The 15830-nt window shown below is 59.5% G+C and carries 19 protein-coding genes; all 19 read right to left on the reverse strand.

Annotation, left to right across the window (positions count from 1 at the left end; genetic code table 11):
- Nucleotides 1-6 precede the first annotated feature (6 nt).
- The 19 genes from rimO to secY all read right to left on the reverse strand — a co-directional run bounded on the left by rimO (nucleotide 7) and on the right by secY (nucleotide 15830).
- Nucleotides 7-1332, reverse strand: a complete 1326-nt coding sequence (gene rimO, locus J3349_RS05065; RefSeq protein ID WP_207676667.1) for a 30S ribosomal protein S12 methylthiotransferase RimO — start codon at nucleotides 1330-1332, stop codon at nucleotides 7-9.
- A 135-nt stretch (nucleotides 1333-1467) separates the two neighbouring features.
- A complete protein-coding gene (locus J3349_RS05070) occupies nucleotides 1468-1980 on the reverse strand; it encodes a regulatory protein RecX (protein ID WP_207676668.1) in 513 nt (170 codons plus the stop codon).
- Nucleotides 1981-3168, reverse strand: coding sequence for a recombinase RecA (gene recA, locus J3349_RS05075; protein WP_158395194.1), 1188 nt, complete (start codon nucleotides 3166-3168; stop codon nucleotides 1981-1983).
- A 130-nt stretch (nucleotides 3169-3298) separates the two neighbouring features.
- Nucleotides 3299-4234, reverse strand: coding sequence for a HemK/PrmC family methyltransferase (locus J3349_RS05080; protein WP_207676669.1), 936 nt, complete (start codon nucleotides 4232-4234; stop codon nucleotides 3299-3301).
- Complete coding sequence (locus J3349_RS05085; RefSeq protein ID WP_207676670.1) at nucleotides 4228-5178, reverse strand: DUF1385 domain-containing protein; 951 nt, start codon at nucleotides 5176-5178, stop codon at nucleotides 4228-4230. The genes J3349_RS05080 and J3349_RS05085 overlap by 7 nt, the downstream gene beginning before the upstream one ends.
- A 222-nt stretch (nucleotides 5179-5400) precedes the next feature.
- Nucleotides 5401-6822, reverse strand: a complete 1422-nt coding sequence (locus tag J3349_RS05090) for a HAMP domain-containing sensor histidine kinase (RefSeq protein ID WP_158395197.1) — start codon at nucleotides 6820-6822, stop codon at nucleotides 5401-5403.
- Nucleotide 6823: 1 nt separating this feature from the next.
- Complete coding sequence (locus J3349_RS05095; RefSeq protein WP_015564650.1) at nucleotides 6824-7525, reverse strand: response regulator transcription factor; 702 nt, start codon at nucleotides 7523-7525, stop codon at nucleotides 6824-6826.
- Nucleotides 7526-7777: 252 nt separating this feature from the next.
- Nucleotides 7778-9094, reverse strand: coding sequence for a hypothetical protein (locus J3349_RS05100; protein ID WP_242699523.1), 1317 nt, complete (start codon nucleotides 9092-9094; stop codon nucleotides 7778-7780).
- Nucleotides 9095-9239: 145 nt separating this feature from the next.
- Nucleotides 9240-9581 carry a 50S ribosomal protein L17 gene (gene rplQ / locus J3349_RS05105; RefSeq protein ID WP_005934891.1) on the reverse strand — a complete coding sequence of 114 codons (342 nt, stop codon included), beginning with the start codon at nucleotides 9579-9581 and terminating at the stop codon, nucleotides 9240-9242.
- Between the two features lie 25 nt (nucleotides 9582-9606).
- Complete coding sequence (locus J3349_RS05110) at nucleotides 9607-10563, reverse strand: DNA-directed RNA polymerase subunit alpha (protein ID WP_015564649.1); 957 nt, start codon at nucleotides 10561-10563, stop codon at nucleotides 9607-9609.
- A 113-nt stretch (nucleotides 10564-10676) separates the two neighbouring features.
- Nucleotides 10677-11279, reverse strand: a complete 603-nt coding sequence (rpsD, locus tag J3349_RS05115) for a 30S ribosomal protein S4 (protein ID WP_015564648.1) — start codon at nucleotides 11277-11279, stop codon at nucleotides 10677-10679.
- A 20-nt stretch (nucleotides 11280-11299) separates the two neighbouring features.
- Nucleotides 11300-11710: a 30S ribosomal protein S11 gene (gene rpsK / locus J3349_RS05120; RefSeq protein ID WP_005934894.1), complete on the reverse strand. Its 411-nt coding sequence runs from the start codon at nucleotides 11708-11710 to the stop codon at nucleotides 11300-11302.
- A gap of 14 nt (nucleotides 11711-11724) precedes the next feature.
- Nucleotides 11725-12096 carry a 30S ribosomal protein S13 gene (gene rpsM / locus J3349_RS05125; RefSeq protein WP_015564647.1) on the reverse strand — a complete coding sequence of 124 codons (372 nt, stop codon included), beginning with the start codon at nucleotides 12094-12096 and terminating at the stop codon, nucleotides 11725-11727.
- Nucleotides 12097-12179: 83 nt separating this feature from the next.
- A complete protein-coding gene (gene rpmJ / locus J3349_RS05130; protein WP_005921832.1) occupies nucleotides 12180-12293 on the reverse strand; it encodes a 50S ribosomal protein L36 in 114 nt (37 codons plus the stop codon).
- 35 nt (nucleotides 12294-12328) lie between these two features.
- Nucleotides 12329-12580, reverse strand: coding sequence for a translation initiation factor IF-1 (gene infA / locus J3349_RS05135; protein ID WP_005937979.1), 252 nt, complete (start codon nucleotides 12578-12580; stop codon nucleotides 12329-12331).
- Between the two features lie 160 nt (nucleotides 12581-12740).
- A complete protein-coding gene (locus tag J3349_RS05140) occupies nucleotides 12741-12908 on the reverse strand; it encodes a hypothetical protein (RefSeq protein ID WP_207676671.1) in 168 nt (55 codons plus the stop codon).
- A gap of 44 nt (nucleotides 12909-12952) precedes the next feature.
- The gene (gene map / locus J3349_RS05145) at nucleotides 12953-13744 is read right to left on the reverse strand and encodes a type I methionyl aminopeptidase (protein ID WP_207676672.1); all 792 of its coding nucleotides are present in this window, start codon (nucleotides 13742-13744) and stop codon (nucleotides 12953-12955) included.
- A gap of 2 nt (nucleotides 13745-13746) precedes the next feature.
- Nucleotides 13747-14379 carry an adenylate kinase gene (locus J3349_RS05150; protein ID WP_149795232.1) on the reverse strand — a complete coding sequence of 211 codons (633 nt, stop codon included), beginning with the start codon at nucleotides 14377-14379 and terminating at the stop codon, nucleotides 13747-13749.
- 155 nt (nucleotides 14380-14534) lie between these two features.
- On the reverse strand, nucleotides 14535-15830 hold the full coding sequence (gene secY / locus J3349_RS05155) for a preprotein translocase subunit SecY (RefSeq protein WP_158395199.1): 1296 nt from the start codon (nucleotides 15828-15830) through the stop codon (nucleotides 14535-14537).

The following is a 15830-nucleotide window of genomic DNA, read 5'->3' on the forward strand; positions in this document are numbered from 1 at the left end:
AATCTGTTATTTTACAACAGTACCATACAAATCGTAAAGGTCGCTGTCGTCCACCAGCACATCATAGAACTCGCCGGGGTAGAGCGGCTCTTCGCTGGACACGCAGACGTTGCCGTCCACTTCGGGGGCATCGGCAGCGGTGCGGCAGAGGTAGAGGCCGCTCTCGTCGTCCACACCGTCGCAGAGGACGCGGACAGTCTGGCCCACCTTTGCGGCCTGCTTCTGGGCCATGATGCCGGTCTGGATCTGCATCACCAGCTCAGCGCGCTTGTCCTTGACTTCCTGATCGATCTGGCCGTCCATCTTGGCGGCAACGGTGTTCTCCTCGGCGGAGTAGGCAAAGCAGCCCAGACGGTCGAACTGCACTTCCTTCACGAAGTTGCACAGGTCCTCGAACTGCTCTTCCGTCTCACCCGGGAAGCCCGCAATGAGGGTAGTGCGGAGGGTGATGTTCGGGATCTCACGGCGCAGCTTGCCGATGACGTCCAGCAGCTCGGCGCGGTTGGAGCGGCGGTTCATGTTTTTCAGGATCGTGTCGTTGCAGTGCTGGATGGGCAGATCGAGATAAGGCAGGACCTTCTCGTTCCGCTTCATGGCGGCGATGAAGTCGTCGGTGATGCGCTCCGGGTAAGCGTACATGATGCGGATCCACTCGAGGCCGGGGATCTTGTTCAGCTTGTCCAGCAGCTCACAGATGCTGCCCGGCTTGCCCCAGTCCTCACCGTAGGCGGTAGGGTCCTGGGCCACGATGATAAGCTCCTTGACGCCCTCACCGGCCAGCCAGCGGGCCTCGGCCACACAGTCGGCCATCTCGCGGCTGCGCAGCGGGCCGCGGATGCCGGGGATCGCGCAGTAGTGGCAGCGGTTGTTGCAGCCCTCGGCGATTTTTAAGTACGCATAGTGGGCAGGCGTACCGATGACGCGCTTGCCGCCCAGAGGAAAGTCCTTCTTGAGGCCGTAGCTTTCCAGATGTTCTTCACCGTTGAACAGACGGGCCACGATGGAGTCGATGGCCTTGTTGGAGGCACAGCCAACCACGGCGTCCACCTCGGGGATCTCTTCTTCGATCTGGCTGCGATAGCGCTCGGCCAGACAGCCGGTGACGACCACCTTCAGGTTGGGGTTCGCCTGCTTGTAGGAGCAGGCCTCAAGGATGTTCTCGATGGCCTCGGTCTTGGCGCTCTCGATGAATCCGCAGGTGTTGACGAGGATGACGTCCGCATCTGCGAGGTCAGCCACCGTCTCGTGGCCCGCCGACAGCAGGATGTGGACCATCACGTCCAAATCGACCTGATTCTTCGGGCAGCCAAGGGAAATACACGCAATTTTCATATGGGGTAATACTCTCTTTCTCTCTTGAGGGTCAATTTAACGATATAATTTTGAATGACTTTCGCCATAGGCAGAAGCCTAAAATCTGCCGCGAAGCGGCGCTTTTCTGGTTCTCTTTTGGCATGCAAAAGAGAGCTAACCGTCCTCTTCCACTCGCCGAATCGCTTCTTTAATAACCGGATATGCAAACCCCCGCCGGGCCAGCGCAGCCACCACAAGGTCTTTCCGCCCTGCGGCCAGCTTGCCGCGGTACCGCCCTTCCACGAGGGCGGCGGCGGCTTCCAGCTCCGGGTCTCCGCCCGCTTCGTCCGGGGCGTAGGCCTCTTCCAGCGCAGCAGAGATCTGCTGCGCGTCCAGCCCCTTCTGCCGCAGATCCTGCGCGGCAGCGCGGCGGCTCTTGCGGGCGGCCAGCAGGCCGTGCGCCCGGGTCCGGGCGTAGCGCTCGTCGTCCACATACTGCCGCTCCACCATCTCCGCCACCACAGCGGCGGCGGTGGGCTGGGTAAACTTCCGCCCCAAGCGCTCATAGAGCTGCCCGGAGGAAAGCTCCTGCCCGGCCAGAAGCTCCATGGCCCGGGCGCGGGCCTTGGCGGCGTCGGTGGACTTTTCTTCTTCAGCCAGCGGACGGCCTCTTCTCGAAAAGGACATTTAGTCCTCCACCATGATGTCCAGCTCGCTCTCGCTGCTGCGGGCCGGGGCCTTGACGACAGGCTCCTTGGAAGCAGAAGCGGTCTCGCCGCCCTCTTCCTTCTCTGCCGCAGCGGCAGCAGCTTTGCCCGCCGGGCGGCGGGTGGCGTAGAGCTTGTCCGCGTTGGCGCGGATCTGGCCCTCGATGTCGTTGGCGATCTCGGGGTTGTCCTTGAGGAACTGCTTGGCGTTGTCACGGCCCTGACCCAGACGGATGTCGCCGTAGTTGAACCATGCGCCACTCTTCTGGACGATGCCCAGCTTGACACCCACGTCGATGAGCTCGCTCATCTTGGAGATGCCCTCACCGAACATGATGTCAAATTCAGCCTCACGGAACGGAGGAGCCACCTTGTTCTTGACGATCTTGGCGCGGGTGTGGTTGCCGATGAACTGGCCGGAAGAGTCCTTCAGGCCCTCGACGCGGCGGATGTCGATGCGGACAGAAGAATAATACTTCAGGGCGCGGCCGCCGGTGGTAACTTCGGGGTTGCCGTAGACGATGCCCACCTTCTCGCGCAGCTGGTTGATGAAGACACAGACCGTGTTGGTCTTGCCGATGACGCTGGTCAGCTTGCGCATAGCCTGACTCATCAGACGGGCCTGCAGGCCGACGTGGCTGTCACCCATCTCGCCCTCGATTTCGGCACGAGGCACCATAGCAGCGACGGAGTCCACGACGATGGCGTCGATGGCACCGGAGCGCACCAGCGCCTCGCAGATCTCCATGGCCTGCTCGCCGGTATCCGGCTGGCTGACCAGCAGCTCGTCGATGTTCACGCCCAGTGCGGAGGCATAGGCCGGGTCGAGGGCGTGCTCGACGTCGATGAAGGCCACCTCGCCGCCCTTTTTCTGGGCCTCGGCGAGGATGTGGAGGGCCAGCGTGGTCTTACCGCTGGATTCCGGTCCGAATACCTCGATGATACGGCCGCGCGGCACACCGCCCACGCCCAGCGCCAGGTCGAGGCCGAGGCTGCCGGTAGAGATGGCGTCCACCTGCATGGCGGTGTTATCGCCCAGCTTCATGATGGCGCCCTTGCCGAACTGCTTTTCGATTTGGGCCAGCGCAGTTGCCAGCGCATCCTTCTTTGCGCCCGGCTCCGTCTTCTGGGTGGCGGGGGCGACGTTGTTGTTCTGATTCTTTGCCATAGCGTGCTGCTCCTTTATCACATGGCCTGCGGGGTGCAGGCGGTACTATACAGATTCTTTCCTCTATAGTATATCACAGATTTCAAATATTACAACAGATAGTTGTAGATATTTTCACTTTTTCTCACGCTTATTTGGGTCTCCGGGCCGTCACACAGCGGTCATTGCCGCCGAAGTCCTTCCGGCAGGCAATGTCTGCCCAGCCGTTTGCTTCCAGCAGGGCTGTCACAGCCTCCCGCTGCTGCCAGCCGATCTCCAGCGCCAGCGCACCGCCGGGGCGCAGAGCTTTCTGGTAGTGTTCCGCGATGGCCTTATAAAATACGAGACCGTCTTCCCCGGCTTCCAGTGCCATGGCCGGCTCTTTGGCCACTTCGGGCTGCAATTCGCTCATCTCCTGCGCTGTCAGGTAGGGCGGGTTCGAGACGATGAGGTCGAGCTGACCCTCCGGCAAGCTCTCCCAGTAGGTGAAGAGGTCACCCTCCACCGGCTCTGCGGCGCGGGTAGGCTTCATGCCCCAGTCGAAGGCCGGCTCTTCAAAAGGTGAGGCATCCAGCACGTTTTCGGTGCTGCCGCCCCGGCCTTTCAGGGCCAGACGGGTATTTTTCTCGAGATAGACGTAGGCTTCCGGGCTCTTTTCCACGCAGACGACCTGCGCCGCCGGGCAGAGCCGCTTGAGGCCAAGGCCCAGACAGCCGGTACCGGCGCAGAGGTCCAGCACCCGGGGCGCTTCCACGCTCGCCAGCATCTCGGCAGCCGTCTCAGCCACCACCTCGGTATCAGCACGGGGACAGAGCACGCCCGGCCCCACGGCCAGTTCAAAGTCGAGGAAAGGCCAGCTGCCGCAGAGGTATTGCAGCGGCTCCCGGGCCGCACGGCGAACGGTAAGTTCTTCGAGCTTTGCCGCTTCGGCGGCGTCCAATGGACGGTCAGAAAGGCGGACGTCCCGGCCTGTCGCCAGCCGGAACAGCTCCCGGGCGTCGAAATCTGCGTCCGGACAGCCCGCCGCCGTCAGCCGCGCTTCCACCTCTTTGACCGCTGCACGGGGCAGCATCGCTTCGCTCACCATTTGCCGTCCTCCGGGTCTTCGGGCAGCACCGGCGTCACGGCGGCGATGGCCACCTCAATCATGCTGTCGTCGGGTTCAAAGACAGTCAGCCGCTGCACCCAGAGGCCGGGCTGGCGGATGATGCGGGTGGCGATGTTGTCCGAGCGGCCGCACCACTTGAGCAGCTCGTAGCTGATGCCCATCACGACGGGCAGGAGCAGCAGCTTGAACAGGACGCGGAGGCTGGTGCTGCTCCAGGGCAGCACGCTGTAGAGGAAAACACTGACGATGACCACCAGAATGAGGAAGCTGGTGCCGCAGCGGGGGTGGAAACGGGTGTACTTGCGGACATTCTCCACGGTCAGCTCGTCGCCGGCCTCGTAGCAGGCGATGGTCTTGTGCTCTGCGCCGTGATACTCGAAAACGCGGTGGATCTCCTTCATTTTGGAGATGGCCACCATGTAGCTGAGGAAAATGGCCACTTTCAGCACCGCCTCGAGGATGACTCTCGGCCAGCGGGTCATGATGACCACCTTGCCGAGACCGCCCACCAGCACCGTCGGCAGAACGGTGAACAGCAGGATAGCGAACAGGCCACCCACGAGGGCCGCACCGGCCATCAGGATGTCCTCGGCCTTCTTGCCCAGATGGTCGCCCACCCATTTTTCAAAGGCAGACTCTTCCTCTTCGGCGTCGTACTCGTCGCCCATGCTCACCTGCGCAGAGTACATCATGTAGCGGTAGCCGGTGATGAGGCTCTCTATCATCGAGATGGCTCCCCGCACGAGAGGGATCTTGGCCCAGATGCCGTGTTTCGGGGTGTCTTCTATCTTCGTTTCGATGGTGCCGTCGGGCTTGCGCACAGCGCAGCAGATGTGCTCCGGGCCGCGCATCATGATGCCTTCCATCAGGGCCTGACCGCCCACACTGGTCTTGAAGCATTCCTTCTTGGGTTCGTGATTCATAAAATGGATTTCTCCTGTCAGTTTTTGACCTTTATTCTATCATATAAATATGACAAAATCTTGGAAGTTGTTTTCGTAAGCAGGGTGCGCCGAATGGCGAGGATTTTTGTCAGCAGACAAGGCGATTTTCCGCAGCAATCCTGACGGATTGCAAGGGAAAGCAACACGGTATGCTGGCAAAAAGACCGCTCAGGCGGTGTGCAATGCTTAGAAAACGGCTTCTTATTTTTTATAGAGCGGCAGGCCCAGTGTCACCACCGTACCCCGGCCCAGAGTGCTCTTGATGTCCATCGTGCCGTCGAGGGCGGTCATGATGGAGTCTACCAGCGCCAGACCGATGCCGCTGCCGCGCACCGAGTTGCTGCCCTTGTAGAATTTGGTCTTGACGTTCTCGAGGTCTTCGGGCGGGATGCCGCGGCCCTGGTCGATAAATTCGATAAAGGCCTTGTACTCGCCCGCCCAGAGCTTGACTGTGATGCGCCCGCCGGGGGCGGAATACTTGATGGCGTTGTCCAGGATGTTGATGAACACCTGCCGCAGACGGTCGGGATCGGCGTAGACCGGGATCATCTCCTCCGGCTCATTGTACACCAGCACAAGCCCCTCCCGCTGGATGCGGGCCTCGCAGAAAAGCACCGCATCGGTCAGCTCGGCCACAAGGTCGAGGGGGCGGCAGGTCATCTTGAGACGGCCATTCTGCAGGCGGCTGAAATCCAGCAGCTCCTCCACCATGTTGTAGAGGCGGGCCGTCTCGTTGTTGATGATCTCGAGGCCCTTGCGGTAGTTCTCGTCGGAGGGGTCGTCCAGCGTGCGCAGCGTCTCCACCCAGCCCCGGATGGAGGTGAGCGGGGTGCGCAGCTCGTGGGAAACGGAGCTGATGAACTCGTTTTTCATCTTTTCCGTCTCTTCGAGGCCCTCGGCCATTCGGTTGATGGTGCCGCGCAGGCGGTCCACCTCATCCCGCTCGTCGCCGGTGACGGGCAGACGAACGTCCAGCTCACCCCGGGCGATGCCGGCGGCGGTGCGCTCCACCTGTCCCAGCGGCACCACGATGCTCCGCACGAAGTACAGGCCCGACATGATGGTAAAGGCCAGCACCGCCGCACCCATGATGAGGGCCACCACCACGGTGCGTTTGAGCTGTTCTTCCACCAGTGTCAGACTGGTGACGAGACGCATGGCAGCCACATCTTCGGCTGCATAGGGTACGAGACAGCAGGCCGCCATGACCATCTCTCCGCTCTGGGTGCGGTAGATGGCGATGCCCTGCCCGTCCACGGCGTCCTGCGCCTGCTCAAAGTCGGTGCGGGTGACGATGCCCTCGGCATCGGTGCCGCTGGACGAGGCGATGACACCGCCGTAGCTGTCCAGCAGCATAAATTCGTATTTGTCCTTATCGGAGAACTGCTCCACCATCCGACGCAGAGCCACGCTGCGGCTGGCGGCGGTCTTCTGGCTCGTTTCGCCGGTGTACATTTTGAGCTGGCCGGTGATGGACGAAAAGCGGCGGTACATGGTCTGCTGGACGCCGTTGTAGTAGCTGCGGGTGGCGCTGTAGAGGAACATGACCTCCACCAGCAGCACCAGCAGTACCGTAATGAGCAGACTGCCCCGCAGCCATCGCCGGGTGATCCCGCTTCGCATGTTACTCCTCCCACCGATAACCATATCCCCACACGGTGAGGATATGTGCCGGATGGCTGGGCTCATCCTCCACCTTCATCCGCAGACGGCGGATGTTCACGTCCACGATCTTGACGTCGCCGAAGTAGTTTTCACCCCAGACACCTTTGAGGATGCGCTCGCGCACCAGCGCCACACCGGGGTTGCGGAAGAACAGCTCCATGATCTGGAACTCCACCTGAGTCAGCTCGATGGGCTTGCCCGCCTTGAGCAGGACGCGGCGGTTCTCGTCCAGCACGAAGCTGCCGCTCACCAGTGAGGCCGGAGCCTGCTCCCCTGCCTCGGCGCTGGCCGAACGGCCCACGCGGCGGCAGAGCGCCTCCACACGGGCCAGCAGCTCACTGACGCTGAAGGGCTTGGTCATATAGTCGTCGGCACCGATGGACAGGCCGCGAATTTTATCCTGCTCCTGTCCCTTGGCACTCAGGATGATGATGCCGATCTTCTGGTCGGTGCGGCGGATGGTCTCGCAGAGCGAGAAGCCATTCATGCCCGGCAGCATCACGTCCAGGATGGCCGCGTCACAGCCCGGGCGCTGCTCCAGAAGAGGCAGGGCCGCTTCGGCGCTGTCCGCCTCCACAGCCTCCATCCCGGCCAGACGCAGGTTCAGCGCTATCATCTCACGAATGCTGGCCTCATCTTCCACTACCAGAACCTTGACCATTTATCGTTCCTCCGTTTCTATCCGGTTTGCCTTATGCGCAAGGCCCGGCATGTTACGAAAAATCATTTTTATTCAGTCCACTCAGACTTACCCTGCCTGCCAATGACTCTCCCCTTGGGAGCAACGGCGACGACCGCCGCCAGTGGCGGAAACAGGGAGGAACTGTTGGGGCAGCGGCCAGCAGGATGCGAGCGAGAGCGAAGCAGATGCTGGGAGCCGCAACCCGACCTTGGCGCGAAGCGCCTGAGAGGGCTAATTCAGCCGGTACAGCGACCGGGAAAGCCGGTAATCCGGGTCCTCTATGGTCACATCTGGGCCGAGCTTTGCCTGCATCTGGCGGGACGCCACCACACCAAGGCGGGTCCATCCCACAGCGTTCTCGCTGGACGAAGCCAGCCGCAGGGTAAGCACCAGCTTGTTCTCGTCTATCGTCCGCAGCTCCACGGCGTCTTCCTCGTCCGTGCTGTCCGTCAGCATCAGGTTGCCCTCCCACTCGATGGGCAGGGCGATATAGCAGCCGGTCTCCTCATCCAGCAGGCCGAAACTCTTTTCCGGCGCTGACGCCGTGTAGTCCATCCAGACGATAAAATCCATCCGTCGGCTCTGGCTCATGTTCAGCAGACCCGCTTCGTCGGGCTGGGTCGGTATCTCCACGGTGCCGTCGCCGTCCAAATCGCGGCTCACGAGGCTTGGGACATTGCGCAGCGAGGCATTGTACAGCTCCTCGCTGGTGATTTGAGAGGCCGGCACCATCTGCTGGCTCTCATCGTCGAACCGCAGCAGCACCGAGGCCAGATTATTGCCCGAGATGCCCGTCCAGCCGTCCAGCACCAGATAGTGCTTTCCGTCCGCGCCGAGGCCCGCCGCCACCGAGGCGCAGCCCGAGAACTTATCGCCCGACAGTGCCATAACGGCCACCTGCTGAAACCTTCCGTCCTTATCGACGGTCAGCAGCTCGATTTGGACGCCGCTATCTTCCAGCGTGGACATCAGGATAAGGTCTTCGCTGCCGCCGCCGGTGATGTCCTCCACGAGGTACTGCTCATAGGCCTGCTCAAGGATAGCCGACACCTCACCGTTCTCATAGGAGTAAACGGCCAGATAGTGGTCATCCTGCGAAGCCGCATAGCCCACGACGAGCTGGGCCGTGCCGCCCGCCTGAAGCTGAGCCAGCCGGACATTGTCCACCGAATCGGCCAGGCCCTCTACGGTCTGGCTCACCTGCCAGGCACCCCCGCTGTTCTTGCGTAAGAAAGCAACGCATACATTGGAGGTGAGGGCCGTGGTGTAGAACACCGCTGCGTCCTGTTCGCCGTCGCCGTCGAAATCCTGCAACACAAAGGGCGACAGCAGGTCGCCCTGCAGCGGATATTTCAGCTGGGCGCTCTCCCCCAGCCAGTCGTTCAGGGCGGTCTGCAATGCGCCGTAATCGCCCGCAAGGCGGGGCGCACGCAGCAGTTCCTCCACCTGCACCGTCTCTTCCGGCATGGGGATGCTGCACCCGGTCAGCAGCAGGCAGAACGCCACGCATAGCGCAGCCGCCCGCAGCCATCCTTTGATTTTCAACATGTTCCCTCCTGCTCGTGGAAATCTGCATACCATAACAGTATCAGTATATCACGCAAGGAGGGCTCTGCCAAGCGGCGAAAACAGAAAAAGCCCTCTCCCAGACGGGAAAGGGCTTTTTGATACTGATTTATTCAGTCAGAGTCGATCAGACGAGCTCCAGAACTGCCATCTCAGCAGCGTCGCCGCGGCGAGCGCCGATCTTGATGATGCGGGTGTAGCCGCCGTTGCGGTCAGCGTACTTGGGGCTGATCTCATCAAACAGCTTCTTTGCAACATCTTCCTTGGTGATGTAGGCGTAGACCTGACGCTTGGTGTGCAGGTCGCTGGCCTTACCCAGGGTGATCATCTTCTCGGCCATGGAACGAACGTCCTTGGCGCGAGTGACAGTGGTCTCAATCTTGCCATTCTCTAACAGGTAGGTAACCATAGCGCGCATCATAGCGTTGCGGCTGTCGCTGGTTCTACCGAGCTTTCTGGTACCGGGCATCCCGTTTCACTCCTTAACTTTAATATTACTCATCGTCTGTGTTCAGCTTGAAGCCGAGAGAGTCCAGCTTAGCCATGACTTCCTCGAGGCTCTTGCGGCCGAGGTTACGAACCTTCATCATTTCGTCCTCGCTCTTGCTGACCAGATCCTCCACCGTGTTGATGCCGGCGCGCTTGAGGCAGTTGAAGGAACGGACGCTCAGATCCAGCTCTTCGATGGTCATCTCCAGAGCCTTCTCCTTATCGTCGTTGGTCTTCTCCACCATGATCTCAGCGCCAGCGGCCTCGTCGGACAGGTTGACGAACAGGTTCAGGTGCTCGGTCAGCACACGGGCAGCCAGAGAAACGGCCTCCTGTGCATTGATCGTGCCATCCGTCCAAACCTCGATGGTCAGCTTGTCGTAGTCGATGGCCTGGCCAACACGGGTGCTCTCGACATTATAATTCACCTTGAGCACGGGGGTGTAAATGCTATCAACGGGAAGAGTGTTGATGTCATTCTTCTCGATGATGGCCTGCTTGTTGCGCTCAGCGGGCACATAGCCGCGACCCTTATCGAAGGTCAGCTCCATGACGAGCTTGCCGCCCTCGCCCAGGGTTGCGATGTGCCACTCAGGGTTCAGGATCTCAATATCATCGCCCTGCTTGATGTTGTCGGCGGTGACCTCACAGGGGCCAACTGCCTCAACACGCACTGTCTTCGGACCGTCGGTGTACAGCTTTGCAGCGATACCCTTCAGGTTCAGGACAATCTCGGTAACGTCTTCCTTGACGCCCTCAATGGTGGAGAACTCGTGAACCACGCCGTCGATCTTGACGCTGGTCACGGCGACACCGGGCAGAGAGGAAAGAAGCACACGACGCAGGCTGTTGCCCAGTGTGATGCCAAAGCCACGCTCCAGAGGCTCTGCCACGAACTTGCCGTAGCGGCCGTCGGGAGACAGGCTTGCCGTTTCGATTTTGGGACGTTCAATCTCCATCATATCTATGCCCTCCTTGTCAAACCGATGTTGCCATCGGCCCATTATTAAATTCTTTCAAAGAAAAGAATGCGAAAACCGGCCATCCACACGGAAGGCCAGGCCTTCTTAATGGATTACTTGGAGTACAGCTCGACGATGAGGTGCTCTGCAACTTCGTAGTCGATGTCGCTGCGCTCGGGGAGCTTGTTGACGACGCCCTTCAGGGTGCCAGCCTCGCGGTCCAGCCAGGAGGGCAGAGCCACGACGGGGGCCTCGGGGCCAGTCAGCTTAGCGAACTTAGCAGAGCTGCGGCTGGACTCACGAACCTCGATGACATCACCGGCCTTGATGAGGTAAGAGGGGATGTTGACCTTCTTGCCGTTGACGGTGAAGTGAGCGTGAGAGACCAGCTGACGAGCGTCGCGGCGGGTCTGAGCAAAGCCCAGACGGAACACGACGTTGTCCAGACGGCGCTCCATGAGCTGAAGCAGGTTCTCACCGGTCTTGCCGGGCATAGCCTCAGCCTTCAGGTAAGCGTTGTGGAACTGCTTCTCCAGAACGCCGTAGATGAACTTGACCTTCTGCTTCTCCTTCAGCTGAGTAGCGTACTCAGACTGCTTCTTGCGCATGTTGCCATTGGAGTTGCGGGTAGTATTCTTCTTTGCATAGCCCATGACCGCAGGAGAAATGCCCAGGGCCTTGCAACGCTTTGCGATAGGCTGCGTATTCTTTGCCATAATTCAGTTTCCTCCTTCGATCAGACACGACGGCGCTTCGGGGGACGGCAGCCGTTGTGGGGGATGGGAGTCACGTCCTTGATGAGGGTGACTTCCAGACCGGTGGCCTGAAGCGCACGAATAGCGGACTCACGGCCAGCGCCGGGGCCCTTGACGTAGACCTCAACGGTCTTCATGCCATGCTCGATAGCGACCTTGGCAGCGGTCTCTGCTGCAGACTGAGCTGCAAACGGAGTGCTCTTGCGGCTGCCGCGGAAGTTCAGGGAGCCAGAGGAGCACCAAGACACTGCATTACCCTGCAGGTCGGTGATGGTGACGACAGTATTGTTGAACGTAGACTGGATGTGAGCCTGACCGGCTGCAATGTTCTTACGCTCTTTCCGCTTCATGCGGACGTTTGCGCCCTTCTTGGCGTTATTTGCACTTGCCATTTCTCAGAACCTCCTTACTTCTTCTTGTTAGCGACCGTGCGCTTGGGACCCTTGCAGGTACGTGCATTGGTCTTGGTACGCTGGCCACGGCAGGGCAGGTTCTTACGATGGCGGGTGCCACGGAAGGACTGGATCTCAACCAGGCGCTTGATGTCCAGAGCGACATTACGACGCAGGTCGCCCTCGACGATGATGTTAGCCTGATCGATGTAGTCACGGATCTTAGCCTCTTCTTCCAGAGTCAGGTCCTTGACGCGGGTATCGGGGTTGATACCAGTAGCTGCCAGGATCTTGTTGGCAGTGGTCTGACCGATACCGTAAACGTAGGTGAGACCCACCTGAACGCGCTTCTCGCGGGGCAGGTCAACGCCGGCAATACGTGCCATAGTAGTTTTCCTCCAAAAATCATCCCATGTCAGTGTCGGGGTCTGCGCCGGGACTCTACGCACTTGACCCCCAGGCGCCCGAATTAGCCCTGGCGCTGCTTATGCTTGGGGTTCTGGCAGATGACCATCACGCGGCCTTTGCGGCGGATGACCTTGCACTTTTCGCAGATGGGTTTCACGGAAGGCTTGACCTTCATGATGTTGAACCTCCTTTTGGTTGATACCCTGGTGCTTATTTGGAGCGCCAGGTGATGCGGCCCTTCGACAAGTCGTAGGGCGACATTTCCACGGTTACCTTGTCCCCGGGCAGGATACGGATGAAATTGGTCCGCAGCTTGCCGGAGATGTGCGCTAAGAGGATGTGACCACTGGGAGTGAGCTTCCCGGTGTTCTTGTCCTCGCTCAACATTTCCACCTTAAAGATGGCGTTGGGCATGGCTTCACGCACGATGCCTTCAATTTCGATGACGTCTTCTTTAGACAAGCTAATTGCCTCCTCATTGGATCTGCTCAGTTTGTCGTGTTGGGACGGACAGGCGGCGATGAAAGCCACATACTTCTTCTCCTGCGGCACAAAATCCGCAAAGTGGGCAGAAAATCCCTGTCCACCGAGAAAGCATCTGGCTGTCACGGCCATTTATAGATTATACACCTTTTGTGTCTATTTTGCAAGTGGTTTTTTCCGTATTTCCGATAAAAATTTCTTGCTTTTTCAAAATGGTCTTTTCACGCCCTCTGCATTGCCATTTCCACCGTGGAGATGAATCTTTTTCACCAAAACTTGTCAGAATTGCATAAATAACGTCTTGCAAAACCAAAAAGACCTCCCCGGAAAGGGAGGTCTCGGTTTCAAGCCTTACTTGAAGCTGAAGGTATCGGGGTCAAAGTTGGGGTCGTCCCAGCTCCGGGTCATGATCTCGGTGCGGTCCTTGAGGATGGCTATGGAATGCTCGAAGTGAGCAGCCAGACCGCCGTCCTTGGTCTTGACCGTCCAGCCGTCCTTGGCCTGAGTGATCTTGCAGTCGTACTGGCAGATCATGGGCTCGATGGCGATGGTCATGCCGGGGACGAGACGGGGGCCGCGGCCCTGATGGCCGTAGTTCGGCACTTCGGGGTCTTCGTGCAGCTCCCTGCCGGTGCCGTGGCCCACGAACTCGCGGACGACGGAGAAGCCGGCGTCCTCGCAGTAGCTCTGGACGGCATAGCCAATGTCGCCGATGCGGTTGCCGGCCACAGCCTGCTCGATGCCCTTGTAGAGAGCGGCCTTGGTGACGTCCAGAAGGCGCTGAGCCTCCAGGTCGATCTTGCCCACTGCATAGGTGCAGGCGTTGTCGCCGTTGAAGCCATCGACCTTTGCGCCGGTATCAATGCTCACGATGTCACCCGGGCGGATGACGATGTCATGCGAAGGGATACCATGGATGATGGTATCGTTCAAACTGATGCAGGCCGTTCCGGGAAAACCGTACAGACCCTTGAAGTTGGGGATGCCGCCGTGCTTCACGATGAAGTCGTAGATCAGCTTATCCAGCTCCCAGGTGGTCATACCTGCCTCGATATGTTCACCGCCATATTTCAGGGCAGCTGCGCTCAGGGCATTCGCCTTGCGCATACCGTCCAGCTCTTTCGCATTCTTGATCTGAATCACTTTTATGCCTCCAAAGCCTTCATGATCTCTGCCGTGGTCGCCTCAATGGAATCGTTGAAGGGGATGACAGCCAGCTTGCCGCGCTGACGGTAGAAGTCTACCAGCGGCTCAGTCTGCTCATGATATGCCTTCAGACGGTCGAGCACGGTAGCGGGCTGGTCGTCCTTACGGATGACGAGCTTGCCGCCGCAGCAGTCGCACACGCCCTCGACCTTGCTCTTCTTGTTGACGATGTGGTAACTTGCGCCGCACTTTTCACAGACGCGGCGGCCGCCCATGCGGTTGACGATGACATCGTCAGCGACAGACAGCTCCAGCACCTTGTCGATGCGGATGCCCATCTTCTCGATGGCCTCTGCCTGTGCGATGGTGCGGGGCACACCGTCCAGAATGAAGCCGTTTGCACAGTCAGCCTCGGACAGGCGGTCCTTCAGGATGCCAATGATGACCTCATCGGGGACCAGTGCGCCGGCGTCCATGAAGCTCTTTGCCTTCAGGCCCATCTCGGTGCCGTCCTTGACAGCAGCGCGGAGGATGTTGCCGGTGCTGATGGCGGGGATGTTCAGCTTTGCGCAGATGATCTCAGCCTGCGTACCTTTGCCTGCGCCGGGGGCGCCCAACAGAATCAGATTCATAGGAATTCTCCTCTCCTTATATAAAGGATGGTTTTTTCATTGAGTCCGCTGCGGTTTGAAATCGCTAACGGCTCACCAAAGCAAAAAAGCACTGAAAAGTCCGAGCATGCTCTCCTTTCCAGTGCTTTCTTACATCAGTGCTTATTCTTTACAGATCAGCCGAGGAAGCCTTTGTGGCTGCGCATCGTCATGAAGCTGTCGAGGCTGCGGGTGGTATCGAGTGCCACACCGACCACGATCAGCAGACTGGTACCGCCCAGCTGGATGCTCATACCGGTCAGGTTGCCCAGAACGATAGGCAGCACAGCCACCACAGCGAGGAAGATCGCGCCGATGAGGGTGATCTTGTTCAGCGTGCGGGTGATGAAATCGCTGGTCGGCTTGCCGGGACGGAAGCCGGGGATCGAGCCGTTGTTGCGGCGCAGATTGTTGGCGATCTCAACAGGGTTGTACTGGATGGCCACATAGAAGTAGTTGAAGGCCAGGATCAGCAGCAGGTAGATGACGACGTAAAGCGGCGACGTATAGTTGAAGGTACGGAAGAATGCGTACCAGAACGGATGCGCAGCCTGGTCGACCTGCATGAAGCTGCCGATCGTGCCCGGGATCGAGACCAGAGCGGAAGCGAAGATGATGGGCATGACGCCGGTCATGTTCAGCTTCAGCGGCAGGTAGCTGTTCTGCCCGCCCATCTGCTTGCGGCCCACCACGCGCTTGGCATACTGGATGGTGATGCGGCGCTCAGCGTTCGTCATAATGACGATGAACACGATCACGACCAGTGCCAGAACGAGCAGCAGGGGCAGGAAGATGTAGAACTGGCTCTCGCCAGCAGCGGCGCGGGTCAGCAGACCAGCCACCGTGGTGTAGAGAGAAGACCAGTTGGAAACGATCGAAGAGAAGATCAGAAGGGACAGGCCGTTGCCGATGCCCTTGTCATCGATCTGCTCGCCGCACCAGGTGATCAGCTGAGCACCTGCGGTGAAGGTCGCAATGATGACCACGGCGGTAAAGATACCAGCCGCGCCGGAAGTGTACTTCAGTGCGCCCATGTTACGGACCACAAAGTAGTAGCCGAGGCTCATGATCAGAGCAATGATGCCGCCGGCATACCGGGTGATCTGCTGCAGCTTCTGCTGGCCGTCCGGTTCCTTCGCAATGTTTTCCAGCGAGGGGATGGCCACAGTGAGCAGCTGCACGATGATGGATGCGTTGATATAGGGTGTCACACCTAACGCGAAGAGCGTGCACCGGGACAGTGCGCCGCCGCTCATCATATCAAGATATGCGAGCATGTTGCCGTTCGAGAACATCTGCGTCAGCGCAGAACTGGTCACGAAAGGCACCGGGATAGCACAGCCCAAACGATACACCACGAGGATCGCCAGCGTGAACAGGAGACGATTTTTAAGCTCGGGGATCTTCCATGCGTTACGGAATGTCTGGAACAC

Origin of the sequence: Faecalibacterium sp. Marseille-P9590 (assembly GCF_017377665.1) — a bacterium.
In the GTDB taxonomy this organism is placed as follows: Bacteria; Bacillota; Clostridia; order Oscillospirales; family Ruminococcaceae; genus Faecalibacterium.